This is a genomic window from Desulfuromonas sp. AOP6 (genome assembly GCF_009731355.2).
Lineage (GTDB): Bacteria > Desulfobacterota > Desulfuromonadia > Desulfuromonadales > SZUA-540 > SZUA-540.
This window is the reverse complement of the sequence record NZ_AP022810.1, coordinates 1,561,545-1,587,999: the sequence shown is the minus strand read 5'-3', so window position 1 is coordinate 1,587,999 and position 26,455 is coordinate 1,561,545. Positions and strand designations below refer to the sequence as shown.

General features: G+C 55.4%; 20 protein-coding genes. 4 read left to right on the top strand and 16 right to left on the bottom strand.

The genetic code is table 11. The annotated features are described in order from the left end of the window. Positions 1–3: 3 nt before the first annotated feature. From AOP6_RS07400 to AOP6_RS07365, 8 genes are all read right to left on the bottom strand, one after another. Positions 4–4,764 (bottom strand): NAD-glutamate dehydrogenase domain-containing protein, encoded by a 4,761-nt coding sequence (locus AOP6_RS07400; protein WP_155876117.1) that lies wholly within the window; start codon positions 4,762–4,764, stop codon positions 4–6. Positions 4,765–4,963: 199 nt separating this feature from the next. Then, entirely contained in the window at positions 4,964–5,842 is an 879-nt protein-coding gene (locus tag AOP6_RS07395) for a peptidylprolyl isomerase (protein ID WP_155876116.1), read from the bottom strand. A 35-nt stretch (positions 5,843–5,877) separates the two neighbouring features. Further along, the gene (gene rsmA / locus AOP6_RS07390; RefSeq protein WP_155876115.1) at positions 5,878–6,684 is read right to left on the bottom strand and encodes a 16S rRNA (adenine(1518)-N(6)/adenine(1519)-N(6))-dimethyltransferase RsmA; all 807 of its coding nucleotides are present in this window, start codon (positions 6,682–6,684) and stop codon (positions 5,878–5,880) included. Between the two features lie 10 nt (positions 6,685–6,694). Further along, entirely contained in the window at positions 6,695–7,141 is a 447-nt protein-coding gene (locus tag AOP6_RS07385; RefSeq protein ID WP_238480939.1) for a DUF2062 domain-containing protein, read from the bottom strand. 44 nt (positions 7,142–7,185) lie between these two features. After that, positions 7,186–8,211, bottom strand: coding sequence for a tRNA (adenosine(37)-N6)-threonylcarbamoyltransferase complex transferase subunit TsaD (gene tsaD / locus AOP6_RS07380; RefSeq protein WP_155876113.1), 1,026 nt, complete (start codon positions 8,209–8,211; stop codon positions 7,186–7,188). 36 nt (positions 8,212–8,247) lie between these two features. Continuing rightward, complete coding sequence (locus AOP6_RS07375; RefSeq protein WP_155876112.1) at positions 8,248–9,564, bottom strand: PhoH family protein; 1,317 nt, start codon at positions 9,562–9,564, stop codon at positions 8,248–8,250. A 35-nt stretch (positions 9,565–9,599) separates the two neighbouring features. Then, positions 9,600–10,751 (bottom strand): aminotransferase class V-fold PLP-dependent enzyme, encoded by a 1,152-nt coding sequence (locus AOP6_RS07370; protein ID WP_155876111.1) that lies wholly within the window; start codon positions 10,749–10,751, stop codon positions 9,600–9,602. Between the two features lie 208 nt (positions 10,752–10,959). Then, positions 10,960–12,018 carry a sensor domain-containing diguanylate cyclase gene (locus AOP6_RS07365; RefSeq protein WP_155876110.1) on the bottom strand — a complete coding sequence of 353 codons (1,059 nt, stop codon included), beginning with the start codon at positions 12,016–12,018 and terminating at the stop codon, positions 10,960–10,962. A 242-nt stretch (positions 12,019–12,260) separates the two neighbouring features. Here AOP6_RS07365 and AOP6_RS07360 point away from each other — a divergent pair, with 242 nt between their 5' ends. From AOP6_RS07360 to AOP6_RS07350, 3 genes are all read left to right on the top strand, one after another. After that, positions 12,261–14,489, top strand: a complete 2,229-nt coding sequence (locus tag AOP6_RS07360; protein WP_155876109.1) for a vitamin B12-dependent ribonucleotide reductase — start codon at positions 12,261–12,263, stop codon at positions 14,487–14,489. A 69-nt stretch (positions 14,490–14,558) separates the two neighbouring features. After that, the gene (locus AOP6_RS07355) at positions 14,559–14,846 is read left to right on the top strand and encodes a hypothetical protein (protein ID WP_155876108.1); all 288 of its coding nucleotides are present in this window, start codon (positions 14,559–14,561) and stop codon (positions 14,844–14,846) included. Positions 14,847–15,098: 252 nt separating this feature from the next. Then, positions 15,099–16,397 (top strand): MFS transporter, encoded by a 1,299-nt coding sequence (locus AOP6_RS07350; RefSeq protein WP_213194818.1) that lies wholly within the window; start codon positions 15,099–15,101, stop codon positions 16,395–16,397. A gap of 2 nt (positions 16,398–16,399) precedes the next feature. On the opposite strand, the gene mtaB is transcribed toward AOP6_RS07350, so the two are convergent. The 8 genes from mtaB to AOP6_RS07310 all read right to left on the bottom strand — a co-directional run bounded on the left by mtaB (position 16,400) and on the right by AOP6_RS07310 (position 24,600). Beyond that, the gene (mtaB, locus tag AOP6_RS07345; RefSeq protein ID WP_155876106.1) at positions 16,400–17,695 is read right to left on the bottom strand and encodes a tRNA (N(6)-L-threonylcarbamoyladenosine(37)-C(2))-methylthiotransferase MtaB; all 1,296 of its coding nucleotides are present in this window, start codon (positions 17,693–17,695) and stop codon (positions 16,400–16,402) included. Further along, a complete protein-coding gene (gene mnmA / locus AOP6_RS07340) occupies positions 17,692–18,765 on the bottom strand; it encodes a tRNA 2-thiouridine(34) synthase MnmA (RefSeq protein WP_155876105.1) in 1,074 nt (357 codons plus the stop codon). The genes mtaB and mnmA overlap by 4 nt, the downstream gene beginning before the upstream one ends. A gap of 83 nt (positions 18,766–18,848) precedes the next feature. Further along, on the bottom strand, positions 18,849–19,217 hold the full coding sequence (gene nifU / locus AOP6_RS07335) for a Fe-S cluster assembly scaffold protein NifU (protein WP_155876104.1): 369 nt from the start codon (positions 19,215–19,217) through the stop codon (positions 18,849–18,851). 65 nt (positions 19,218–19,282) lie between these two features. Beyond that, positions 19,283–20,491: a cysteine desulfurase NifS gene (gene nifS, locus AOP6_RS07330; protein ID WP_155876103.1), complete on the bottom strand. Its 1,209-nt coding sequence runs from the start codon at positions 20,489–20,491 to the stop codon at positions 19,283–19,285. A 16-nt stretch (positions 20,492–20,507) separates the two neighbouring features. Continuing rightward, positions 20,508–20,960 (bottom strand): Rrf2 family transcriptional regulator, encoded by a 453-nt coding sequence (locus AOP6_RS07325; RefSeq protein WP_155876102.1) that lies wholly within the window; start codon positions 20,958–20,960, stop codon positions 20,508–20,510. Beyond that, complete coding sequence (gene cysE, locus AOP6_RS07320) at positions 20,960–21,652, bottom strand: serine O-acetyltransferase (protein ID WP_155876101.1); 693 nt, start codon at positions 21,650–21,652, stop codon at positions 20,960–20,962. The genes AOP6_RS07325 and cysE overlap by 1 nt, the downstream gene beginning before the upstream one ends. A gap of 138 nt (positions 21,653–21,790) precedes the next feature. After that, positions 21,791–23,299, bottom strand: coding sequence for a threonine ammonia-lyase, biosynthetic (gene ilvA / locus AOP6_RS07315; protein WP_155876100.1), 1,509 nt, complete (start codon positions 23,297–23,299; stop codon positions 21,791–21,793). 41 nt (positions 23,300–23,340) lie between these two features. Then, positions 23,341–24,600: an acetyl-CoA C-acyltransferase gene (locus AOP6_RS07310; protein ID WP_213194817.1), complete on the bottom strand. Its 1,260-nt coding sequence runs from the start codon at positions 24,598–24,600 to the stop codon at positions 23,341–23,343. 209 nt (positions 24,601–24,809) lie between these two features. Here AOP6_RS07310 and AOP6_RS07305 point away from each other — a divergent pair, with 209 nt between their 5' ends. Further along, positions 24,810–26,429 carry a fumarate hydratase gene (locus AOP6_RS07305; RefSeq protein WP_155876098.1) on the top strand — a complete coding sequence of 540 codons (1,620 nt, stop codon included), beginning with the start codon at positions 24,810–24,812 and terminating at the stop codon, positions 26,427–26,429. The last annotated feature ends 26 nt before the right edge of the window (positions 26,430–26,455 follow it).

The following is a 26,455-nucleotide window of genomic DNA, read 5'->3' as shown; positions in this document are numbered from 1 at the left end:
AACTCAGGCACACAGTCCTTCAGCAGCGTTTAACAGGACCGTATAGGGATGAAAGTTGACGGCCACCTGCCCACGCAGGCTGTCGCGAAGCCCCTGATAGCGGCGCAGTTTCTGTTTGCGGATGGAGCAGAGGGCATCGAGATTGCCCTGATGCTCTTCCAGGACCACACGGACCATATCATAGACGACCGACTCGAAACTTTCCTGAAGAGAACGCCGTGCCATGCGATCCCAGCGGTCGCGCAGAGGCACCCGCTCAACATCTTTGAGAAGCTCTTTGTAGCCAAGAAGCTGGCGAATCTCCCTGAAAGCCTGGGCTACGGCGTAAAAGTCCACTCTGGTCTTTTCCGCCAGCGTCATCAGCGGCAGAAAATCGGCGGCATGGTCCAGCAGGGACAGATGCTGGGCCACATCGGCATCGAGTCCGGCTTCAGTCAAAGCAGCCGCCTCATCCTTACATCCAGCCCAGATCTCGGCAGGAAGAACACTGCCGATGGTTTTATAGAATAGACTCAGGTGTTCTTTCAGGGTTTCGGCTCCCTTTTCAGCGAGTGCGCCCCATACATCATGCAGGAGAGCCCAGTGACACAGGGACTGCAGAGCGGTTTCAAGACGGATGAGAAAAGCCTGCTGACGCTCGGCTGGCAGTTTGTTATCCAGGGCATAAAGAGCCGCTCGCAGGCGCTTGCCTTCGAGCATGCGGTCAAAGGTCAGATAGGCGGCGGTCGCCTCAAGCAAAGATTTACCGGTCTGCTGCACCAGAGCATTGAGAAAAGCACTGCCTGCCTGGTTGATAATGTTGTTGGTAATGACCGTGGCCGTAATTTCACAGGCGAGAGGATGCTCGGGTAAGTCGACCAAAAAAGATTGTCGGATGAGCCCCGGGAAATAGCACAGCAGAAAATCCCCGGCCTCCGGACTCTGGGGAAGATCGCTCTCGAGAATGCCTTGGTAGAGCTGCATTTTACTGTAAGCCATGAGGATAGCCAGTTCAGGTCTGGTCAGTTTTTGCCCTTGGCGCGCCTGAATATCTTTAGCCGATGGGAGGAATTCACCGCGGCGGTCCAACAGCCCGCTCCGGGCTAGCGTATCGATCAATTGGACATAGGGTTCCACTTCGCCCTCACTGCGGCGCAGATCAAGAGAAAGACAAAGGTGCTGTTCATAGTTGTTGGTCAAAACCTGGGAGCAGACTTCGTCCGTCACCTCGGCCAGAATGCGATCACGCTCGCCTTGTGAACTAATTTTTCCTTTGTCTTTAAGGTATTGCATGAAAATCTTAAGGTTTACCTCATGGTCAGAGGTATCCACCCCGGCCGAATTGTCCACTGCATCGGTATTGATCCGTCCACCATTCTGGGCGAACTCGATGCGGGCCCGCTGGGTAAAACCGAGATTACCCCCTTCGCCGACGACCCGGGCCCGTAGTTGATTGCCATCGACCCGAACCGCATCGGTGTTGCGGTCACCAACATCTTCGTGCTTTTCTCCACTTTCCTTGACGTAGGTTCCAATACCACCGTTCCAGAGCAGGTCCACTTCGGCCATCAACAGGAGTTTAATGAGGCCGTTCGGATCGATGCTTTCCTGGCGAACACCGAAAAACTTGCGAACTTGCGGACTCAAGGGAATTTCCTTAGCGGAACGGGGGAATATCCCCCCTCCTTCAGAGAGAAGATGGCGGTTGAAATCATCCCAGGACGAACGAGGCAGGTTGAAGAGGCGCCGGCGCTCGGCAAAAGTGGCGGCAGGATCGGGATCAGGGTCCAGGAAGATATGACGGTGGTCAAAGGCAGCGACCAGCCGTATGTGCTGAGACAGGAGCATGCCGTTACCAAAAACGTCGCCACTCATGTCGCCAATACCGACGACGGTAAAGGGTTCATTCTGGATATCCTGCCCCAACTCCCGGAAATGTGATTTGACGCACTCCCAGGCCCCACGCGCGGTAATGCCCAACTTTTTGTGGTCATATCCGTGGGAGCCGCCGCTGGCAAAGGCGTCATCGAGCCAGAACCTGTATTCTCGGCTGACAGCGTTGGCCGTATCAGGCAGATGGGCGGTCCCTTTGTCAGCGGCAACAACGAGATAAGGATCTTCCTCATCGTACGCCACGATCCCTTCGGCGCGAACCACCTTATCCCCTACTCTGTTGTCGGTCAGGTCGAGCAAGCCGCGCATGAGAGTCTGATAGGCGGCTTTAGAGAGCACGGCACCTTCATCCCGGTTGCTGTAGGGTGCCTTAACGACAAACCCGCCCTTGGAACCGACTGGAACGATCAGGGCGTTTTTGGTCATCTGGGTCTTCATCAGGCCGAGAACTTCGGTGCGGAAATCGTCGGGGCGGTCTGACCAGCGAATGCCGCCGCGGGCTACCCGACCACCCCGCAGATGGATCCCTTCCATGGTAGCGCTATGCACGTAGACTTCAAAGAGGGGGCGCGGCGCCGGCATGTCGATAATACCCATGGCGCTGATCTTGAATGCGAAAAAATAATCCTTGCTGTCGCAGCGCCGGTAAAAATTGGTACGCACGGTCGAATCGATGAGGTTGAAGAGGGCGCGCAGGATGTTGTCTTCATTGACATCCGATACGTCCTGCAAAGCCGTGATCAATTGCATCCGGATAGGAGACAGAGCCTCCTCTTCGCGCTTGAGGGGATCCGTCCATTCCGGTTTATCCAGAAAGCGCGCTTCAAAATAGCGATACAGCAGATGAGTGACTTCCGCATTGTGAATCAGCGCCAGGGCGACCCTTTTCTTGGTATAGGGACAGCCAATCTGGAAGTAATAGTTCCGATAGCCCCGAAAAACGTCAATCTGCTGCCAGGAGAGCCCTGTGAGCACAAGAATGCCGTGCAGATAATCGTTTTCGACTTTGCCGCGACGCAAAGCCTGCAGGGCGTCGAGCAGAAGCGGTCTGATCTCGGAAAGTTCCAAGGCATTCGAGGGCGTTGTCCGGATAGTAAAGCTCTTGATGAAGACTTTTTTGCGGTCTAGGGTGACAGTAAAATCGATTTCGTCCTCAACGCATAGATTCAGGTTTTCCATAAAGGGGATGAGTTCATTGAGGAAACTGTTCTTGAGACTGTAGAACTGCAACCGGTAGCGTTTGCCATCGAAAGGTCCCCACAGATCAAGGACTTCTTCGCCGTCCAGCAAAACCTTTTCAATCCCGCGAATGTCCCGCACGGCAAAACGGGGATGCAACAAGGCCTTGTATTCCAGCGGGAATACATTTTGATAGCGCCTCGCCATCTCCGCTCCTTCTACCTCGCCGAGGCGATGCTCCAACTGACTGCGGATTTTAAGATCCCAGGGACGAATTTTCCGGCTCAACCCCCGCTCAAGGCGGTCCATATCAAGAACGATTTTTGTTTGATCGATATGAATATGCACATGAAGGCTTATGAAGTCGGGGCTGATGTGAATAACCTTGGAGACAACACGTTTTGTCTGAAAATAGAGTGAAATGTAGTGCTCGATACGGCTCACACGCTCGGATGAATAATAGTCTCGCGGCATAATGACCAGCAAGGTTATACCACGAACCGCCAGGCTGCGCGTCGCCACGATCTTAATGGTATCGTGCCGATAGAGCAGAGCGAAAGAACGGACTGTCTGCGTCAATTCTTCGTCGCTCATGAAAAAAAGTTCCACCTTGGGGAACGTATTGAAAATTTCATTGGTTTTACGGTAATCGTGGCTTCCCGGCAAAATATGAAGACGACCTAAAACCTCTTCAAAGCGTTTCCGCAGGGACGGCACATTAAAAGCAAGTTCATCGGCGCTGCGGGGAGAGAACAGCCCCAGAAAGATGTGCTCCAACTGCCTGCCGTCAGCCATCTCTTCACGAACACCGATATAGACGAGGGGATCCGCCCGATAGACCAGGCTCACCCGTTCGAGAGTGTCCACCACCACATCACGATCCCGCTGCAACCGGGCGCGGGTCGGTTCATGACAGTCCTCCAAGGGCCTCGGGGCTGAAAGGTCCACCTCCTCGGGGCCAAAGGCGATACCGAGCGAATCCTCTGCCTGCAATTGCACAATCGCCCCCCCCCGGCGATCCTTGGACCGGATCAGACGATGGCAGCCAAAAGGCAAAAAGTTGTCTTCCTGCAACCAGTTCCAAAAATCGGCAAAGCCTCCCTGTTGAGCCAAGGCCCCCATTGCGCTCAAGCGGGAGTTCATGGCCATGCGGTCTTTGTGGACGGCCAGGGTAGCAGAAAGAGCCTTGCGCACCCCCTGTTCAATGCGCAGATAGCTCTCTTTGGATACACCCTCGACTTCAACAATAATGAAGGATTCCTTCGGCCCGGAGGCCTCGATGGAATCGATGCCAACCAAATGGTCATGCTGACGATGGATGGTCAAAATGGGATGGGCAATCAGATGAAAATCGATATGGTGGCTGAGCAGGAAAGACTGCACCGAATCAAGCAGAAAGGGGGCATCTGGAGAATTGGTCACCAGCAAAGCGTGACCTTCCACGTCTAAAGGCTCGACCGCTACGACCAACTGTTGGCGTGGCGATTCAATCAGTCCAAGAAAGATTTCCAGCCACGAGGCGATCTGGTTCTCAGACGCGGAGGCCATATAGGACAACGGCGTCGTTTCACGCAGCGACTGCGCCAAAGCGGCCAGGCACTGGTACTTGGTGTCATCCACTTTGGCTCGATAACCATTCAGAACAGCCTCGATGCGTTGATCCATTTCCTGAGGCGGTACACCTTGGGTTCCGGATACGACCTTGATGTCCATGGAAATCTCCAGGGGTTCCGGCAAAAGGTCCCGCTCGGTTCAAAGGACGACTTTAGCCTAGTAAAAAAAGGAGGATATCGATCGGTAAGTCTCTGCCTAAGACTAATGCATGACGGCTGTTTTGACAAGGGAGGTCTCAAAGTCCAAAAAAAAGGCGCCAGCTTTGACAGCGGCGCCTTTGGTGAAGATTCAAGCCACACTATTGACGGAGAAATTCAATGGTCGCTCTGGCTTTAAGCTCGCCGACCCACCCCTGCAGGACATCGGCACCGGACTCTTCCTGCAGAAATTGGTGGATTTTTGGCGTCGCCTCCTCCAATGTCAAGGTCTGCGCTTGCTGGCGGGATAGCACCTGGATGAGATGGAAGCCGAACTGAGTTTCCACGACATCCTGAACAATGCCCTTCTCCAGAGAAAACGCCGCGTCTTCAAATGGCTTGACCATATCTCCCCGGGAAAAGTAGCCGAGATCGCCACCCCGCCCCGCACTGGGACAGGCCGAATGTTCCCGAGCCAGTGTGGCGAAATCTTCTTCCGTGGCTTTAGTCAGCAGTTCGCGCGCCTGCGCAAGCGCCCCTTCCCTGTCGTCACCCTTGACTTTGATGAGAATATGACTTGCCCGAACCTTTTCTGGTGACTGCATTTTTTCAGGAAACCGCTGATAGATTTCCTTGACCTTATCTGCGTCAGGTTCCGGCAGGTTGGTCAGTTTTTGGGCGATCATGCGATTGACCGTCAGGTCCTGCTGAATCATGCGCCGATAGACCGCCGGTTCGACACCCGCCTTCTGCAAAGTGCCATAGAATTCGTCTTCCGTCGGGAAATTCTTGATAATCTTGGCCATCTCCTCGGAGACAGCTTTTTCGTCGGCAACCGCTCCCTGGGAAAGGGCTTCCTGGAAGATTAATTCACGGGCGAGCAGTTTTTCCTCAGCGAGTTCTTCCATGGCGTGCAGTTCATCGGCAGAGAGCTGGTCCATGGTTTTACGATAACGGTCCATGGCGTAACCCTGAATAGCGTTCTGATATTCAAAGGCGCTGATGGGCCGTCCATTAACTTTGCAAAAACAATCTGACACGTCATATCCTCCTGCCGCCGGTTAAATGGGGGCTGTTAAGAGTTGAAAGATGCTTTGAGTTCCCTGGCCAACTGGCTGAACTCAGCCAGGGACAAGGTTTCTCCACGACGCCCGGGGTCAATGCCGCAACGACTCAGCGCCACATCAACATTGTCGGCGGAGAAACCGGAACCCGTGAGCGTATTGCGCAGGGTTTTGCGACGTTGGGCAAAGGACGCCTTGACGACCTTGCGGAAAAAATCTGGATCGTCAATAGCGACCCTCGGCTCGCGCCGCGCGTGAAATTCAAGGACGATAGAATGCACTTTGGGGGGCGGTTTGAAGGCGCCTGGCGGCACATTCACCACTTTGCGGACATCGAACCAGACCTGGCAGAGAACGGAAAGAATGCCATAGTCCCGGGTGCCTGGGGCAGCGGCCAGACGATCACCGACCTCTTTCTGAAACATCAATACCAACCGGGAAAATAGGTCGCGATGATCGAGAAGTTTGAAGAGTATCTGGCTGGATATATTGTAGGGAAGATTGGCCACCAGCTTGTAGGGAGGCTCACAGAGGATACTTTTCCAGTCCAAATGCAGAGCGTCTCCCTCGAAGACAGTCAAGTTCGAATCAATTCTTTTTTTGAGCCGTTCTACAAGGTTGCGATCGACCTCCATGACCACCACATGCCCTGCTTTGGGCAACATCCTGTCGGTGAGCACACCCAAGCCAGGCCCGATTTCCAGCACGCGGTCAGCAGAAGACAGATCGGCGGCGGCGAGAATCCGATCGATTACATGGTCATCGTGCAGAAAGTTCTGCCCGAAACGTTTTTGAGGGCGATGATAGGGTTGTTCCATGTCAACTCATTCAGAAAGGGCGACGCGGTCTGGGCCAACGCCTTATCCGCATCGTTTTGACGATGGGGATAAGGCGCAAGGTCAAGGCATAAGCCAAGGCCGCACAAAGAAATCCGTATATGAGACCGCCGACAGACAACGGCAACAGGACATCAAAACCGAGATCTTTAAAGGCGGTAAAACTGAATTCAGTCGGGAGACTGGCTCGATCCAGGCCCAACAGAAGGCGACCAGATTCGTATTCAAGGGCGTAAATTATCGGCGCCGTCAAGGGATTGGTAACCCAGACGCCAACTAGGGCGGCAATACGATTTTCACGCAGCAGGAAAGCCAGAAAGACGGCAATAACCATCTGAAACCCGAAAGTCGGCGTCATACCCACCAGAACACCAAGGGCCAGACCTTTGGCGATCTCGTCCGGCGACTTGCGCAGGCGAACAAGTAGAAGCAAATTCAACTTAAGTTGCCGGACCAAAGAAAAACGCCGCCACATAAATTTTCTCAGTCTCCAGAGAGCTGGCCGGCCTGGTCAAGGGGCCAACTGGCGACGGCATTGAGATCAAGCGACCCCCTGCAACCTGATTCCAGGTAGGCGTCGCCGGCGACAGCCAACATGGCGGCATTGTCACCACAGAGCCCGGGCGAAGGGAAAAAGACGTCGAACCCTTTTTCCACCCCCTCTTTTTTAAAAGATTCACGAAGCCCGCGGTTGCAGGCGACTCCCCCTGCCACGACAATGCGTGAAAGCCCGTTCTCTGTGGCGGCCCGCAGCGTCTTGCGGGTGAGAACTTCGACGACGGCGGCCTGAAAACCGGCGGCTATATTCCGCAAGGTCACTTCATCCACCTCCTCTTTCAGATTGCGCACGTAATTCAGCACAGCAGTCTTGATGCCGCTGAAACTGAAATCGAGATTTTTCTGGTGCAGGAGAGGTCGAGGAAAAACGATGGCCTCGGGATTACCTTCGGCAGCCAGACGGTCGACGATCTGACCACCGGGGTACCCCAGGCCCAGCAGTTTGGCGACTTTGTCGAAAGCCTCTCCGGCGGCGTCATCGAGAGTTCTGCCCAGAATGGTGTAGCTCCCGATGCCGTCAACCCTGTAGAGATGGGTATGCCCCCCGGAGACTGCCAGCGCGAGAAAAGGAAAATCGACATCCTGCTCTAACAGGGGTGAAAGAATGTGGCCCTCGATGTGGTGAACTCCAACCATGGGAATACCGCGTCCAAAAGCCAAGGCTTTGGCCACGGAAAGACCGACAAGAAGGGCGCCAACAAGTCCGGGACCACGGGTAACAGCTATCCCCTCAATATCCTCCAAGGCAACCTGGGCTTTTTCCAAAGCCTCGTCGATAACAACGGAGATAGCCTCCACGTGCTTGCGCGAGGCCAACTCAGGGACGACCCCGCCATAGCGGGCGTGGATATCGACCTGAGAGGCAATGACATTGGACAAGACTTCCCGGCCATGTCGCACCACGGCGGCGGAAGTTTCATCACAGGAAGATTCAATGGCTAATACAAGCATACGCAATAAAGTCTTGGGAAAGAGTCTAAGAACAAATTACAGCAGGTTGGCAGCCAATTCGGCCAACTGGGAGCGCTCCCCCTTGGTCAAGGTAATATGCCCGGCAATCTCCTGACCCTTGAACTTCTCTACCGTATAGGTCAGTCCATTGCTGGATGAATCGACATAGGGGTTGTCGATCTGGTACGGGTCGCCGGTCAGGACAATCTTGGTCCCCTCCCCGGCCCTGGTGATAATGGTTTTTATTTCGTGTGGGGTCAGGTTCTGAGCCTCGTCGACAATCATGTACTGCTTGGGAATGGAACGACCGCGGATATAGGTCAGCGGCTCTATCTCCATCAGACCCATGTCGACGAGTTCCTTGTAGCCCCTTTTGCGCTTGCCGCGCTCTTCCACCGCCCCCAGCAGCAGTTCAACATTGTCGAAAATAGGCTGCATCCAGGGGGCCAGTTTTTCCTCAACATCGCCAGGCAGAAAACCGAGATCCTTACCCATAGGAAAGACGGGACGCGACACCAGCAGGCGGCTGAAAGATCCTTCATCGGCGGACTTGAACAGGCCGGCGGCAATGGCCAGCAGAGTTTTACCCGTGCCGGCCTTGCCGACCAGGGTCACCAGCTGAATGTCGTCATCGAGCAGCAGATCCAGGGCAAACTGCTGTTCACGATTGCGGGGTAATATTCCCCATACCCCCTCCTTGGGTGGGCGAATGAGGGGATTGAGCCGTTCCATCTTGGCATGATAACGACCTATGGCAGTATGGGAGGGATTGGAGGCCTCGGCCAGGGTAATACCCTGGTTCGGGTAATAGGGTCCCGAAAAGTCTAAATATCCCTGTCCATAGAAGCGGTCGACCTCGTCTTTGTTGACCACGACCTGCGCCGTACCCGAGTAAAGTTCCTCTATGGAAACCTTGTCCGATTCGTAATCCTCGGCTCGCAGCCCGATGGCATCGGCCTTGATGCGCAGGTTGGTGTCTTTGGTGACAAATACAACGGGACAGGAACACTGCTTTTTCATGTCCATGGCGACGGCCAGGATGCGGTTATCACCTCGGTCTGCACGCAGTTCGGGTGGCAGAAGCTTCATCGAGCCATCGGTGTAGAGCACAACCTTGAGAATGCCGCCCCCTTCGAGGGGAACACCGTCGACCAGGGGAGCTTTTTGACGAAAACCATCAAGAATCCGGGAAATCTGACGGGCATTGCGACCCGTCTCACTGAGATCCTTCTTGAAATTATCAACCTCTTCAATAACCGTGATGGGAACGATGACATCGTTATCTTCAAACTTGAAAATTGCCTGAGGATCATGGAGAAGCACGTTGGTGTCGAGGATAAATGTCTTTTTCATGAGATCCTTTCCGTTGTCAGGGTTGCCTGGTCGAATCAGGCCTCGGGGCGTGATAGAATGACATCCACAGCGGTAATGAAACGATCAATTTCTCCAACGGTGTTGAAGAAACCGGGGCTCACACGCACGGTTCCTCGCGGGAAGGTACCGATGGTTCTGTGTGCGGCAGGAGCGCAATGCAGACCGACCCGACAGCAGATATGGTGTGCATGATCGAGCAGAAAGCCGACTTCCGACGGGTCACGCCCTGCCAGATTGAAGGAAACGGCGCCACCATGATAGCGAAAGTCCCGTGGTCCGTACAGTTCAACGCTTTTCACCTGGCGAAGACCATCGAGGAGCCGTTCGAGCAAGGTCCTTTCGTGGGCTCGGATGGCCTCTATCCCGGTCTGAATGATAAATTCGACTCCCGCCTTGAGCCCGGCCAAACCCGGCGTGTTGATGGTGCCACTTTCGAGACGCTCAGGCATTTCCTCCGGCTGACTCAAAGAGTGAGAAGCGTTACCGGTACCCCCGTAAAAGAGAGGCTTGAGGTTCAAACCGGGATGGACATACAGAAAACCAGTGCCCTGGGGTCCGTAAAGCCCTTTATGTCCAGGGACCGCCAGCAGGTCGATGGCCAGAGAATCTACGTTCAAGGCAAACAGGCCGGCGCTCTGCGCGGCGTCGACCATGAAGAGAATGCCTTCCTTGCGACACCAGGGTCCTAGCTCTTCGATGGGTTGAAGGGTTCCGGTGACATTGGAACAGTGGTTAAGGATGACCAGTCGCGTTTTTTCACGACAGGCCTGCTTCAAGGTTTCAGGATCGACAAATCCCTGCGGGTCCGCCGCAACCTGAACAACCTGAACGCCCATTTCCTGCAGGGCAAAGAGAGGTCGCGCCACCGCATTGTGGTCCATGCTGGTGGTGACAACCCTGTCTCCAGCCTTGAGGAGGCCGAACAAAGCCAGATTGATCGCTTCGGTGGCGTTAGCTGTAAAGGCGATACGGGAGGCGTCCGCGATGCCGAAAAAATCAGCCAAAAGGGAGCGCGTTTCAAAGACCAGCCGACTGGCCTCCAAGGCCTGCTGGTACCCCCCGCGACCGGGGCTGGCACCAATGTCCCTCATGGTCCGCTCAACGGCACGATAGACCGATTCGGGCTTGGGAAAAGAAGTCGCTGCGTTGTCCAGATATAAAGCCATAAATACTCGATAAAGATTTGACCGAGAGGTCTCTGCGCTGCTTGTGCATTATGACAGCAGGCAGCAAAACAGGCAACCAGACATTGCACAGCGTCTATTCTCAGGCCTGAATGAAAGCGGAATAATTACCATTGCTGGCCAGGGTTGGCAACTTCTTTCGACGAAGGAAAATCTTCAGGGGGGAAGTCCTGCTGAAAAGCGGAATGAATCAGATCTCCACAGCGGCATCAGGCAGGGTATGCACTTGCCCGCAGACATGACGATGGAGAAACAGGAGCGTGTCCAGATGTCGTAACAGGGTATCCAGATTCCGACCATCTTTCGGAAAAGAAACCACGGCTGCGCTGGCCGATACCGGTCCGGCGGCAGCAACAGGCAGGTCCCGGTGGGACTTCTGCGCAATAAGATGGCACCCTTCCCGGGCAAGTTTTAGAGCCTCTTCCAGCGGCGTCTCGGGAAGAATGGCCATGAATTCCTCTCCGCCATAGCGAAAAAGGGTGTCGAATTCCCGAAAAGACTCCCTGAGCAAGCGGGCTACCGTTTTAAGAACAAGATCGCCGTTGGAATGACCAAAACTGTCATTGAAGCGCCTGAAGTCGTCTATATCGAAAAGGATGAGAGAAAAAGGGAAACCATAATACTGGGAGCGCGAGAGTTCCTGCTGGAATAGAGCTTTGAACTGATGTTGATTATACAGGCGCGTCAGGGGGTCCGTGCGGGTGAAAAAGTCGGCCTGGGTACGGATTTGCGCATTGTCAATGCAAAGAGCGGCAAAGGAGGCGATGATGGAGAACATCTGGATCTGAGAGTCGTGAATCTGACGGGGCTCGAAATCGTCCAGATAAAAGATGCCGACCACGTTGTTCCGGCATTTAAGGGGAGAAGCCACCAGGGAACGAATGCCCTCTTTTTCCAAAGGCCAGGGGGTCACCGAGAAGGCCATCTGCGTATCTTCGATGACGAAAACCTCGCCCCGCTGGAGTATTCTCTGGGTGACATCCCCCTCTTCAACCACCCAACGATCGCGGGCCACAAATTGAGGGCTCAACCCTCGGTGCGCGTGCAGAACCAGCTGCCGGGTCTCCTCCTCATACAGGGCGATGCTTCCGGCCGGCATGGAAAGGCTTTCCATACCGATGCGCAGCAGTTTGGCCAGCAGTTCGTCAAGTTTCTGTGGCGACAAAGCCACCTGGGACGCCTTGAAGAGCTCCTGCAGTTGCCGATTGCTGGCCGCCGTTGACTTCAGACCTTCCATCCACCCTTTCATGCAAAACACCCTCCATAGAACATCGTTTTACCACAATGGTTGATAGTGTAAAGATAATTTTCCCCTGCTCATCATGACGCTTTTGGTAATATTTAAAAAACACAGAAAGACTTCCTTGACAACCACGACATCTTGTGGAATAAATCTGGTCGACCACATAATATTGGGTATACCATCAGTTTACAATCCCAGTACCGACCGCATTCTGTTTTCCTCAGTCATTTCAAATAAAAGGACGTCCTATGAAGAAACATCCCGCCGACAGCCATCTGCCCCTCTCCAAAAATGCCCTGACTGTACTGGAGCGCCGCTATCTGAAACGCAATAGTGACGGCAAGGTTCTGGAGTCTCCTGCCGATATGTTTCAACGCGTTGCCGATGCCATCGCCTCGGCCGAAACGCGTCTCAAGTCAGGCGTCAAAGCAGACGAGCTGGCCAGGAAGTTCTACGACCTGATGACCTCTCTCGACTTTCTCCCCAACTCTCCCACCCTGATGAATGCCGGACGGGAACTGGGGCAACTCTCCGCCTGTTTCGTTCTGCCTGTCGGCGATTCGATGGAGAGTATTTTCGAGGCGATCAAACAGACGGCCCTGATTCACAAGAGCGGTGGTGGCACCGGATTTTCCTTTTCGCGCATCCGTCCCGCCAATGACGTGGTCCTGTCAACCAAGGGCGTATCTTCTGGTCCCCTCTCCTTCATGAAGGTGTTCGATGCCGCCACCGAGACCATCAAGCAGGGCGGTACCCGTCGAGGCGCCAACATGGGCATCCTGCGGGTCGACCATCCCGACATCATGGATTTCATCATGGCCAAGCGGGATCAGAAGGTCCTTACCAATTTTAATATTTCCGTCGGGCTGACGGAAGCCTTCATGGAGGCGGTGGAAAATGGGGGTGAATACGAAATTATTAACCCCCGGAGCAAGGATGTGGCCAAAAAAATGGACGCCCGCAAGGTGTTCGAACACATCGTCGAAATGGCCTGGACTAACGGCGAACCGGGAATCATCTTCCTCGATCGCCTGAACCGGGACAACCCCACACCCCATGTCGGTGAGATCGAGGCGACCAATCCCTGCGGCGAACAGCCCCTGCTCCCCTACGAGTCCTGTAACCTCGGCTCCATCAACCTGGGTCACATGGTGGATAAGGGCAAGGTGGACTGGAAAAAGCTGGGCGAGGTCATCAAAACCACCACACGCTTCCTCGACAATGTCATTGAGGTCAACACCTACCCCCTTAAGGAAATCGAAGAGATGACCAAGGCCAATCGTAAAATCGGCCTCGGCGTCATGGGCTGGGCCGACATGCTCATTCTGCTCGGCATCCCCTACAACAGCGCCGAAGCTGTGGCCCTGGGGGAAAAGGTCATGCAGTTCATCACCAATGAATCCCGCCGGGTCTCCCGCGAACTCGCCGAGGAGCGTGGCGCCTTCGCCAACTTCAAGGGGAGCCTCTACGACCAGAACGGGGAACCACCCCTGCGCAACGCGACCTGCACGACCATCGCCCCGACGGGAACCATCTCGATCATCGCCAACGCCTCCAGCGGCATCGAACCCCTGTTCGCCGTCTCCTACGTACGCCAGGTGCTGGACAACGACATCCTTGTGGAAGTGCATCCTCTGTTCGAAAAGATCGCCAAGGAGCGTGGCTTCTATACGCCGGAACTGATGAAGCTCATCGCCGAGCACGGCACCATCCATGACTTCAAGCAGATTCCCGAGGATGTGCGCCGCATCTTCGTCACCGCCCACGATATTACGCCGGAAGATCATATCGCCATGCAGGCGGCTTTCCAGAAATACACCGACAACGCCGTCTCCAAGACGGTCAATTTTCCCCACACCGCCAGCCGCGAGGATGTGTCTCAGGTCTATCGCATGGCCTATCACCAGGGCTGCAAAGGGGTTACTATCTACCGTGACGGCTCGCGCGACCAGCAGGTGCTCTCGGTGGGCAAAAAGGAAGAAAAGGGCCCCGAAGAGGCCATACCCATGGAGAGCCACAAGGGCAGCCGCAAAAAAGAGCGGCCCCGAGCTCTGCGCGGCGCCACCTACCAGATGGAAACCGGCTGCGGACCGCTCTATGTCACCATCAATGAAGACAGCAACGGGCTTTTCGAACTCTTCACCACCATGGGCAAGGCCGGCGGCTGTGCCGCCTCCCAGTGCGAAGCCATCGGGCGTCTCGTCTCTCTGGCCTGGCGCAGCGGCGTGCAGGCCCGTCAGGCCGTCAAGCAGCTCATCGGCATTACCTGCCACAAGCCTGCCGGCTTTGGTGATAACCGCATTACCTCGTGCGCTGATGCCGTGGCCAAGGCCATCCAGATGCACACCCTGACCGAAGGGGAAGAGGCAGCTCAGCTGGTCATCAACGGCGGCGCCTGTCCCGAATGCGGCGGTCCGGTGGAACACGAGGGCGGCTGCAGCGTCTGTCACGCCTGTGGTTATTCTGAATGCGCCTAGTCAGTATCAACTTTCATCAGCCAGGTCCTCACAGGGGCCTGGCTTTTTTATTCCTGTGACAGGACAGTAATGTCAGATTCAGACCAGTGGGAACAGATCTGCAGTCACTGCGGGCAATGTTGTTTTGAAAAATGGGTGGATGAGAACGGCACAATTTTCCCTACTACCATTGCCTGCCGTTACCTGGATGTGACCGAGCGAACCTGCAAGGTCTACCACAAGCGCTTCGAAGTGGGCGAAGGTTGTCTCAAGCTCACGCCGGAGCTGGTGGAAACAGTGCAGTGGCTTCCGCCTGACTGCGGATATGTTCTCCAGCGACAAAAACAGGAAGCCGATGAGTCAAAAAACCGGTTTTGACGGGTTCGGTTTTCTGACGGAAGTCGACGTTTCCTGCCCTGAAATTCCCTAAAAACCTGTTTTGACTGGCCCATAGAACTTGGCACCGGTGTTGCTTATACACAGAATAAGAACATCTTATTCGCCCCGGTGCTTTCCCTCCTTGGCCCGGGGCATTTTTTTGTTTATGCTGGCACCATTGCGTTTCATATGGCCAATCGCCCCGACAGAAATCACTGAGCCCAATACATCCGCCCATAAATGGTAACCGCCATGAAAAAGTCCTCCCGCAGCAAAGCCTGGTTCAGCTGGTGTCTGTATGACTGGGCCAACTCCGCCTACGCCACGGTGATCCTGGCTGCCGTGCTGCCGGTCTATTTTGTCTCCCTGGTGCCCGCCGAGGGCGCCCGTCTCAGCCTCTTCAGCTGGACCCACAGCATGCCGGCTTCAGCCCTGTGGGGATATGCCGTATCCCTGTCCATGCTGCTGGTCGCGATAGCGGCGCCTTTTCTCGGCGCTCATGCCGACCGTAGCGGCTCCAGGCGCCATTGGCTCATCTTCTTCTGTCTGGTCGGTTCTGTAGCCACCGCCCTGCTCTTCTTTGCTTCCCCGGGAAAATACCTGCTGGCGGCCGGACTGTTCGTCATCGCCAACAGTGGTTTTGCGGCTGGCAATATCTTCTACAATGCCTTCTTGCCGGCATTGGCCGAGGGAAAAGAAGTCGATCGCCTGTCGGCGCGTGGATTTGCTTCAGGGTATATTGGAGGCGGGCTCGTGCTGCTGGTCGTCTTTCTGATGATCCAGTTTCACGAGGTTTTCGGCTTTGCCGATGCGGGGGCGGCCAGCAGGGCCGGATTCCTGCTGACGGGGCTATGGTGGTTGCTGTTCTCGTTGCCCATGTTTCTCTACGTGCGCGAAGACGTCTTTGTCCACGAGCCCCAACCCATGCTGCAGGGATTCCGGGCATACTTAAAAACCTTTTCTGAAATCCGTCGCTACCGGGATCTGCTGCTCTTTCTGGTGGCCTTTCTCTTTTATAATGACGGCATCCAGACCATCATCGTCGTTTCGGCCATCTTTGGCCGCGAAGAATTAGGCCTTGGTCAGGGCACCATCCTGGGGGCATTTCTCATGATCCAGTTCGTGGCCATGCCCGGCGCCCTGCTCTTTGGCCGTATGGCCGAAAGCTTCGACCCCAAAAAGTCCATCCTGGTGAGCCTTTTTCTCTTTGCCGGCGTCACTATCTACGCCTTCTTCATGACGGAAGCCTACGAATTCTGGATCCTCGGTTTCGTGGTGGCCCTTATTCTTGGCGGCAGCCAGGCCATCAGCCGCTCACTTTTCGCTTCCTTGATTCCTTCAGGCAAGAGCGCCGAATTTTTCGGATTTTATGCCATCAGCGGCAAGTTCGCCTCCATTTTCGGTCCCATGATTTTCGCTCTTATCGCCGACCTCACCGGGTCGACACGGCATGCCATTCTGGCCCTGATCGTCTTTTTTGTGGTGGGAATTGTTCTACTGCTGCGGGTGGATATCGATAGAGGTCGCCTGTTGGCCCGCGGCGCCCATTAAGTTCAGACAAGCTCCCCGACAAGCCCCTCGTCCTCAAAGCCAGTGAGGCGAACCAGCAGCGCTTTTCCTGGCAAGTCGTCACCCTGCCTGAATTGAACATGGAGGTAGTTGGTCGTCAACCCCTTGCGCCAGCCGTTTTGCCCGCCTCCTTCCACCACGATTTCCATTGTTTGGCCGACAAAACGCCGAGCAAAGGCTCGGGTTTTCTCTTCTCCGAGCGCCCGCAGACGGGCGGCCCTTTCCTTAGCCATGGCAGAGGGCACCTGCGCAGCCATACTGGCTGCGGGCGTTCCGGGTCGCCGGCTGTAGGGGAAAACATGCAGATGACTGACGGGCAGGCTCTCAACAAGTGCGAGGGTGTTGGCGAATTCTTCCTCCGTTTCCCCCGGAAAACCGGCGATGACGTCGAGACCGATGGCCGCCTGCGGCAGGCGTTTATGAATACGCTGCACAAGTTCCCGGAAGAAGGCGGCATCGTAATGACGGTTCATCCTCTGCAGGACCTGGTCGTCCCCCGCCTGCAGCGGGATATGAAAGTGGGGACAGATGACGGATGAGCCGGCCATCAGCTCAATCAGCTCATCCGAAATTTCCGTCGGCTCCAAGGAGCCCAGGCGCAGACGGTGCACGAAGGTGCTCGATTCCAGGCGCCGGACGAGGTCCGTCAGGGTCTGCCTGGGTACGAGGTCATTTCCATAACCGCCGATATGGATGCCCGTGAGAACGATCTCGGGGTAGCCCGCCTCGACGAGACCGGCCACCTGCGTGACGACCTCGTCCGGCACTACCGAACGACTGCGCCCGCGGGCATAGGGGATGATGCAGTAGGAGCAGAAAGCGTCGCAGCCGTTTTGAATCTGCACAAAGGCGCGGCTGCGCTCGGCAAAGACCGTGGTCGACAGCACGGAGGCTTCTGTTTTTTCCCGAATCGGGGAGACCTGCACAGCCTGACCGGCATGACTCTTTTCAATCCACTGAAGAAAATCCTTTTTTTCCTCGTTTCCCAACACCAGGGAAACGCCGGGGATGGCCAACAGAGCCTCGGGGTCAACCTGGGCATAGCAGCCCGTCACCACTACCCGGCACCGGGGATTGAGGCGTCGCGCACGGCGTACGAGATTGCGGGACTGGGCATCGGTGGCACTGGTCACCGTGCAGGTATTGACGATAACCAGGTCGGCACCATCCTCGAAAGGAACGACCTGGTAGCCGGTCTGCCGCAGATATTCCTCCATGGCCGCCGACTCGAACTGGTTGGTCTTGCAACCGAGCGTGGTCAGAGAGACACGGCCCTTCATTGGATCCAGCCTCCACCAAGAATCCGCTCGCCGTCGAAAAAGACGGCCGCCTGACCCGGGGTGACCCCCTGTTGTGGTTCCTCGAAGCGTATCATCGCCAAGCCATCGGGTCCCGGCGTGATAAGGGCGCTGGCCTCCCGGTGACGGTAGCGGATGCGGCATTTCGCTCGCAGAGGTTCTTGTGGCACGGGGATATTCCAACAGGTATCTTTTACTGTCACTTCTTCGACGGCGAGGTGAACTCGCTCCCCCACAATAACCTTGGAGGCGGAAGCATCGATTTTAAGCACGTACAGAGGTTCGGGCCAGGCAATGCCAAGGCCGCGACGCTGTCCGACCGTGTAGCGAAATGTCCCCAGGTGCTGGCCCAACACCTGCCCGTTGACATGAACGATTTCCCCTTCCGGATGCTCGGGAAGCCCCTGACGTTCGAGGAAAGACACATAGTCCCCGTCCGGAATAAAGCAGATGTCCTGGCTCTCTGCTTTCTGAGCCACGGGCAACTGAAAACGAGCGGCGTGCGCCCTCACGCTTTCTTTATCCATCTCTCCAAGCGGAAAGAGGACGTGGCTCAGCTGCTGCTGTGTCAGGGTAAAAAGAAAGTAGCTCTGGTCTTTGTGCAGGTTTTTACCCTTCGCCAGCACAAAACGGTCATCTTCCTGCAAGATGCGGGCATAGTGCCCAGTCGCCAGGAAATCCCCCCCAAGCTCCCGGGCCTTTTCCAGTAACAACCCGAACTTGAGGGTCTGATTGCAGAGAATACAGGGGTTGGGGGTTTCACCGGAAAAGTAGGTCTGACAGAAAGGCTCGACAATGCGGCGATAGAATTCCTCTCGCAGGTCGAGAACGGTCAAGGGAATATCCAGCGCCTCGGCCACCCGCCGCACATCGGCGGCGTGGTCTGGAGCGAGCCAGCCGTCATTCGGTGCATGGGAAGGATTTATGTCTTCTTTCCATAGCCGCATATTCAGGCCAGCGACCTCATACCCCTGCTCCTTGAGCAACGCGGCGGTGACGGAGGAATCCACTCCTCCACTCATGGCCACAATAACTTTTTTGCGTTTATCCATACCGACAGCCTCGATGAAAAAGAGGGCCACTCTCTGTATGAATGGCCCTCCATGAAAGCTAGAAATTACTCAAAGAAAAGCGTCTATGATTTTGATTCCTTATAGTTTTTAATGGCTTCATGCAGCGCATCCGCAGCCAGGTTAGAGCAGTGCATCTTGGCGGGAGGCAGACCATCCAAAGCCTGGGCCACAGCTGCGTTGGTCAGCTCCAGGGCTTCGTCGATGGTCTTGCCGATGGCCATCTCGGTCACCATGGATGAGGTCGCGATGGCGGCGCCGCAACCAAAAGTCTTGAATTTGACATCCTTGATGACATCCCCTTCAACTTTGAGAAAGATCTTCATAATATCGCCGCAGGAGGCATTACCTACCTCACCGACGCCATCGGCATCCTCAATTTCACCTACGTTGCGGGGGTTGCTGAAGTGATCCATAACCTTATCGGAATACATATCTTTTTCTCCTTTATTGAGTCTTTGCAATGAGCACTATCCGTGCCGTCTCCATGCTGGTGACTTCAGCATTTTTTGACAATCGAACAGGTTTCACAGGTCATCGGTTGGCCGCCCCGGTTGTAGAGGGGGCTCATGTCACGAAGGCGCTGCACAATGGGAGGCAATATTTCAAGGACATAGTCGACGTCCTCCACCGTATTGTCCGGCCCCAGGCTGAAACGCGTGCTGGAATGCGCGAGAACCACATCCACACACATGGCTCCCATAACGTGGGAAGGCTCCAGGGAACCGGAAGTACAGGCAGACCCGGAGGAGGCGGCGATGCCCTTCATGTCGAAATTAAGCAGCAACGATTCCCCCTCAATATAGGCGAAGCTGACATTCAAGGTGTTAGGTAGACGCATTTGCGGATGACCATTGAGCTTTACATCGGGAATCTGTTCGAAAATCCCCTTTTCCAGTCGGTCCCGCAGGGCTCTGATTTTCTCGGCATGACTCCCCTGCTCGGCGGCGGCCAGTTCGCAGGCGACTCCCAGCCCGACAATGCCCGGCACATTGTGGGTACCGGCCCGGCGGTTACGCTCCTGGTGGCCACCGTGAATCAACGGGGTCAGCTTGGTGCCGCGGCGAATGTAAAGTGCCCCAACCCCTTTGGGCGCCCCCAGTTTATGACCGGAAATTACCAGGAGATCCACCCCGGCGGCCTGCACATCAACGGGGATTTTGCCGACAGCCTGCACGGCGTCGGTGTGAAAACGAATCTTGTGTTTTTTGGCGATGGCGCCAATTTCCTCAATGGGGAAAATATTGCCGGTTTCGTTGTTGGCCCACATGACGGAGATGAGAATTGTTTTATCCGTGATGGCGGCCTCAAGATCCTGCAGATTGAGCATGCCATCGCGATCCACGGGCAGATAGGTTACCTCGAATCCCTGTTTCTCCAGGGCCTGACAGGTATTGAGCACAGCCGGATGCTCGACGCTGGTGGTAATGATGTGATTACCCTTCTCCCGCAGGGCTTCGGCCGTTCCCTTAATGGCATGGTTGTCCCCTTCGCTGCCACAGGAGACAAAGACGATTTCGGCGCGTGAGCAGTTGATCAGACCAGCCACCTGCTCACGCGCCTTTTCAACGGCTGGGCTTACCGCCCGTCCCGCCCAGTGAACGCTGGAAGGATTCCCGAAGTGTTCGCGAAAAAAAGGAAGCATCGCATCCAGAACCTCCGGCCGCACGGCCGTGGTCGCGTTGTTGTCCATATAAATCCGTTTCAAAACCCCATCCTCCATCTCATCGTGAATTCTCATTGAGCCGCCCCTGGCGGTCAAGAATCTTGTCATTGGCTTCGCGAGTCAGGTCGGCGAGAGTCATGGAGGCCAGGAAGGTACGAATCCTTTCCCCCAACCCCTGCCACACACTGTGGGTCACGCAATGGTCCGTACAGCTGCAACGTCCCTGGTCATCCATGCAGGAGACAGGCACCAGGGTTTCCTCGACGCTGTCGATAATCTGGTCGACCCGAATCTCGTCGGCGGACCTGGCCAGGACATAGCCCCCACCCGGCCCCCGCACGCTGTCCACGATACCGCCCCGGCGCAACTTGACAAAGAGCTGTTCCAGGTAGGTTAGAGAGATCTCCTCCCTGGAAGCAATTTCTTTGAGCGAAACAGGTGATCCCTGGGTGTGAAGATGCAGACTGACCATGGCCCTGACCGCGTATTGCGCTTTCGTGGAAAGACGCATCAGCCCCTCTCCGTCTTTTCTTTTTCAGTCATTTGACCTTTCAGCCGCTCCTGTTCTTCAGTCACAGCTTTAACTCTCCGTTCCAGGTTACGGATCTGGTCGAAGAGGCAGGAAATGGCCTTGGCTTCAGGGTCCGGCAGTTGTCCATGTTCGAGGTCAGCCCGGGTAACGGACTGCCCCTCAGACATCACCACCCGTCCAGGCACGCCGACGACCGTGGAGTTGGGGGGGACTTCCTTGACGACAACCGAATTGGAGCCGATCTTGCTATTGTCTCCCACGGTGAAAGGCCCGAGAATTTTGGCACCGGAACCGACGACAACATTGTCCCCCAGAGTGGGATGACGTTTTTCCTTGGCCCAGCTTGTCCCGCCAAGGGTGACACCGTGATAGAGAGTGCAGTTGTTGCCAATTTCAGCCGTTTCACCAATAACGACACCCATGCCGTGGTCGATAAAGAATCCCCGCCCGATTTTGGCACCGGGATGAATTTCAATGCCGGTAAAAAATCGTCCCATTTGGGAGATCAGCCGGCCCAAAAAGTAAAAGTTCCTGATCCATAACGCATGGGCAAGACGATAAAAAAGCAGGGCGTGAAAACCCGGATAACAGAACACGACCTCCATGGCACTGCGCACAGCGGGATCGCGGTCAAATACGGCCTTCAGATCCTCTTTCAGGGTAGCTAACACATCAGGCTCCTTACATCGTGGGATTAACTGCCAGTTGCCTCACGATTAACATACCTGAGCGATTCTGTCAATTATTAAGTCCAGACCGCAAAGCAACAACAAAAACCTGAGGTATGGAAGGAAAGCAGAGTAAAGAATTTAAAGAAAGAGTTGATAAGCCGGGTTATCGGTCTCTTCCATAAAACGGTAACCGAGAGAATCAAGAAAGCGTTGAAACTCTTCCTGATCGCCGGGTGGGATCTCCAGGCCGATGAGGACGCGGCCGTAATCCCCGCCCTGCAGACGATAATGGAAGAGAGAGATATTCCAGCTGGCTCCCATGGAGGTCAGGAACCGACTGAGGGCGCCGGGACGTTCAGGAAACCAGAAGCGGTAGAGAACTTCCTGACCGACTTCGGCAGAACGGCCGCCGACCATGTAGCGGATATGGGTTTTGGCCAGGTCGTTATCCGTGAGATCCAGGTTTTCGTAGCCTTTTTCAGCCAACTGACGCGAGAAAGTCGCCCTTTCCTCCTCATCCTTGATGGAGAGACCAACAAAAATATGGGCCCCCTTGCGACTGGACAGACGATAATTGAATTCTGTAATGTTGCGACCACCGACCAGGTCACTGCAGAAGTGCTTCAAAGCGCCCGGACGCTCGGGGATGGTCACGGCAAAAAGTGCCTCCTGCTTTTCGCCGATCTGGGTTCTTTCGGCCACATAGCGCAGACGTTCGAAATTCATGTTGGCGCCGGAGTTGATGGCCACCAGAGTCTGACCGGTGATCTTTTCCTGCCTTACATATTTTTTAAGGCCAGCCAGCGCCAACGCCCCGGCCGGCTCGGCAATGGAGCGAGTCGCTTCATAGGTGCTCTTAATGGCGCTGCATAATTCATCCGTATCGACCCGGATGATCTCGTCCACGTATTTGCGGCAATAATCGAAGGTCAGCTTGCCGACTTCCCTGACCGCCACCCCATCGGCAAAAATCCCCACATAGTCAAGAATGACTCGGTGCCCCAATTCCAGAGAACGGGCCATGGCATCGCTATCTACAGGCTCGACGCCAATGATGCGCACCTCGGGCCGCAACGCCTTGAAATAGGCGGCGATGCCGCTGATGAGACCGCCGCCGCCGATAGGAACAAAGACCGCATCGAGTCGTCCTGAACTCTGCCGCAGGATTTCATCGGCTACGGTCCCCTGCCCGGCAATAACCAGTTCGTCATCAAAGGGGTGTATAAATGTCATCCCCGTCTGTTCCACCATTTTTTGACAATGGGTGGCGGCTTCTGAGTAATTGTCGCCATGCAGGACAACTTCGGCTCCCAAGGCCTGAACCGCAGCAATCTTGATGGCGGGGGTGGTCACCGGCATGATGATCACGGCCCGGGCGCCGAGTTGACGGGCGGCATAGGCCACCCCCTGGGCATGGTTGCCGGCGGAAGCGGCAATGACGCCGCATCGAAGTTCCTCCTCATCGAGATGAGCTACCTTATTGTAGGCACCGCGCAATTTAAAAGAGAAGATAGGCTGCAGATCCTCACGTTTAAGAAGTATGCGGTTGTTCAGCGCGCGCGAAAGGACAAGAGCCTCTTCCAGGGGGGTCTCCAGCGCCGCTTCGTAAACGCGGGAGGTCAGAATACGTTTGAGCATTTTCTGCATACAGGGCCTTCCTCGATCACATCAAATATCAGAAAAAACGATCAATCTCTTTCCAGAATCATTGCAGCGGCCATGGCCCCGGCCGCACAGATGGAAACCAGACCATAGCGGGATTTTCGTCTGGCCATCTCACCGGCGAGAGTGGTGACAATACGCGCTCCCGTTGCCGCAAAGGGGTGTCCTACCGCAAGGGAACTGCCCAGAGGGTTGAGGATCGCGGAATCGACTGCGCCGATGGCCTCATCCTTCCAGCCCTGCTCCCAGGCAGCCAGATTGCAGGCGATCTGGGCTCCGAAGGCCTCATGCATCTCCACGATATCCATATCGCGCAACGAGAGGCCGGTCCGACGCAACAGAGCTGGAACAGCCATGGCCGGGGCCATCAGCAGACCGTCGTCAGGATGCAAGGCTGCAAATTGGATATCCCGGATAAAGGCCAGCGGCTCCCGCCCTTCCCTGGCCGCCCGCTCTTCCGACATGAGAAGAACACCTGCCGCGCCGTCCGTGAGAGGACTGGAGTTTCCGGCAGTAAGGGTTCCCCTTTCAGAGCGGTCAAAGACAGGCATGAGCGCACCTAATTTTTCCATACTCGTATCGCCGCGCACGATCATGTCCCGATCGATGCCCTTGACAGGTGCGATCTCTGCTGTGAGTCGACCATCCGCCGTAGCCTGGGCAGCCCGTTGATGGCTGCGCAGGGCGATCTCGTCCTGGGTTTGTCGGGAGATTTGCCACTGTTTGGCCATGAGTTCACAATGTTCCCCCATGGACAAACCGGTGGATGGCTCCTTGACAGACAGAGATTCAGGTCGAAAATGCCATGGCCGCAGATGGAGAAGAGCCTTGACTTGATGCTTTAATGATGAAGCCCGGCCGACCTCCAAAAAAATACGGGAAGCATCCCTGCCGAACAGGACAGGCGCCTGCGACATGGATTCGACGCCCCCGGCGATGCCAGCTTGGGATCTTCCGCCGGCGATGGCATCGGCCAGATTGGCGATGGCGTGAGCCGAAGTAATGCAGTTATTGGAGACCATGTAACCGCGAATGCGCGCCGGTAATTTGAGGTCAAGCACAATCTCCCGGGCGATATTGGAAATTCTGGGGTCATGGATGACCCGCCCCCAGACAATATCGTCAAGACTTTCAGCCTCTATCCCATAACGCGACAGCATCTCTCCCACCACATGGGTAGACATTGCCAGGGGAGAAAGATCTTTAAAATAGGTGCCCGCTTTGACAAAAGGGGTTCGCAGTCCGCCGACGACAGCAACTCGCCGACCTTTAAGGTTGATGCTCATGTAAAGTACTCCTTTCCGCAAAGAGTTCGGCATATTGTCAATGACCGGCCGAAGTTTGACAAGGATTAATTCTTTAAAATTTTTTTCTTGGGGCCGGACCTTGGTGTCGACAAATGTAGCCAACTTATATATACTGCCTTGCTGAACATTCATTTCAAGCGCAGAGGCCTTTTGCCGCGCGTTTCATATCATGAAAAGGAGAGAAAACCATGCCGGAGTTCACGTATCAGGATCCCTTCCCCGTAGGTAAAGACACCACCAAATACTACAAGATCCCCGATTCGGAAAAATATGTTTCCGTGGCCAACTTCGATGGCAAGGATGTACTAAAGGTCGCCCCGGAGGCTCTCACGGTTCTGGCCAATCAGGCGATGAAAGACGTCTCCTTCCTCCTGCGTCCCGAACATAACGAACAGGTCGCTAAAATTCTGCGTGATCCGGAAGCCTCCCCTAACGATCGCGGCGTCGCCATGGCATTTCTGCGCAACGCGGAAATCTCCGCCAATTTTGAACTGCCTACGTGCCAGGACACCGGCACCGCCACCATCGTCGCCAAAAAAGGCCAGCAGGTATGGACGGGCTGCAAGGACGAGGAATACCTCTCCAAGGGCGTTTACAAAACCTACACCGAAGAGAACCTGCGCTATTCCCAGACGGTCGCTCTTGACATGTATAAAGAAAAGAACACCGGCACCAACCTGCCCGCCCAGATCGACATCATGGCTACCGATAGCGACTATTACAAATTTCTCTTCATGGCCAAAGGGGGCGGCAGCGCCAACAAGACCATGCTCTACCAGGAGACCAAAGCTCTGCTTACACCCGAGAAGCTGGAGAAGTTCCTGGTTGAAAAGATGAAATATCTCGGCACCGCCGCCTGTCCGCCTTACCATGTCGCCTTCGTCATCGGCGGCACCAGCGCCGACGCCTGCATGAAAGCAGTCAAACTGGCCACCGCCAAAGAACTCGATGGCCTGCCCACCGAAGGCAACGAGCATGGCCAGGCGTTCCGTGATACGGCACTCGAAGCCAGACTGCTCGAAGCCGCGCAGAAACTCGGTATCGGCGCCCAGTTCGGTGGCAAGTATTTCGCCCATGACGTCCGCGTCATTCGCCTTCCCCGCCACGGCGCTTCCTGCCCTGTCGGCATGGCTGTTTCCTGCTCCGCCGACCGCAACATCAAGGCTAAAATCACCCGCGAGGGTCTTTTCGTCGAAGAGATGGACCGCAACCCGGGTCGCCTCATTCCCGACCAGTACCGCGGTAAGCACGGCCATGGCACTCGTATCGACCTCAACCGCCCCATGAAGGATATCCTGGCCGACCTGTCCAAACTCGAAGTTGGTGCTCCTTTGCTCCTGCAAGGGACCATCGTGGTGGGCCGCGATATCGCTCATGCCAAGTTCAAGGAAATCCTCGACTCCGGCAAACCGCTGCCCGACTACCTGAAGAATCATCCCATCTACTACGCCGGTCCGGCCAAAACGCCTGCCGGAAAACCGTCCGGTTCCTTCGGGCCGACCACCGCTGGCCGTATGGACTCCTACGTCGACCTGCTACAGGAAAACGGTGGTTCCATGGTCATGATCGCCAAGGGCAACCGCAGCCAGCAGGTTACCGACGCCTGCAAGAAACATGGAGGCTTCTACCTTGGCTCCATTGGGGGACCTGCAGCCGTTCTTGCTGAAGAGAACATCAAGAAGGTCGAGTGCATCGACTTCCCTGAACTCGGCATGGAAGCAGTCTGGAAGATCGAGGTTGAAGATTTTCCCGCCTTTATCCTCGTGGATGACAAAGGAAACGACTTCTTCAAAAAACTGGGACTGTAGCCATTCAGAACCAATTGTTTTACCAA

Coding starts and splice junctions, on each gene's coding strand:
- AOP6_RS07375 (WP_155876112.1), bottom strand. CDS start 9,564: ATGAAAAAGACATTTATCCTCGACACCAACGTGCTTCTCCATGATCCT.
- ilvA (WP_155876100.1), bottom strand. CDS start 23,299: ATGCAGAAAATGCTCAAACGTATTCTGACCTCCCGCGTTTACGAAGCG.
- AOP6_RS07370 (WP_155876111.1), bottom strand. CDS start 10,751: ATGGCTTTATATCTGGACAACGCAGCGACTTCTTTTCCCAAGCCCGAA.
- mtaB (WP_155876106.1), bottom strand. CDS start 17,695: ATGAAGGGCCGTGTCTCTCTGACCACGCTCGGTTGCAAGACCAACCAG.
- AOP6_RS07400 (WP_155876117.1), bottom strand. CDS start 4,764: ATGGACATCAAGGTCGTATCCGGAACCCAAGGTGTACCGCCTCAGGAA.
- AOP6_RS07350 (WP_213194818.1), top strand. CDS start 15,099: ATGAAAAAGTCCTCCCGCAGCAAAGCCTGGTTCAGCTGGTGTCTGTAT.
- AOP6_RS07360 (WP_155876109.1), top strand. CDS start 12,261: ATGAAGAAACATCCCGCCGACAGCCATCTGCCCCTCTCCAAAAATGCC.
- AOP6_RS07305 (WP_155876098.1), top strand. CDS start 24,810: ATGCCGGAGTTCACGTATCAGGATCCCTTCCCCGTAGGTAAAGACACC.
- tsaD (WP_155876113.1), bottom strand. CDS start 8,211: ATGCTTGTATTAGCCATTGAATCTTCCTGTGATGAAACTTCCGCCGCC.
- mnmA (WP_155876105.1), bottom strand. CDS start 18,765: ATGGATAAACGCAAAAAAGTTATTGTGGCCATGAGTGGAGGAGTGGAT.
- rsmA (WP_155876115.1), bottom strand. CDS start 6,684: ATGGAACAACCCTATCATCGCCCTCAAAAACGTTTCGGGCAGAACTTT.
- AOP6_RS07365 (WP_155876110.1), bottom strand. CDS start 12,018: ATGAAAGGGTGGATGGAAGGTCTGAAGTCAACGGCGGCCAGCAATCGG.
- AOP6_RS07325 (WP_155876102.1), bottom strand. CDS start 20,960: ATGCGTCTTTCCACGAAAGCGCAATACGCGGTCAGGGCCATGGTCAGT.
- AOP6_RS07355 (WP_155876108.1), top strand. CDS start 14,559: ATGTCAGATTCAGACCAGTGGGAACAGATCTGCAGTCACTGCGGGCAA.
- nifU (WP_155876104.1), bottom strand. CDS start 19,217: ATGTATTCCGATAAGGTTATGGATCACTTCAGCAACCCCCGCAACGTA.
- AOP6_RS07310 (WP_213194817.1), bottom strand. CDS start 24,600: ATGAGCATCAACCTTAAAGGTCGGCGAGTTGCTGTCGTCGGCGGACTG.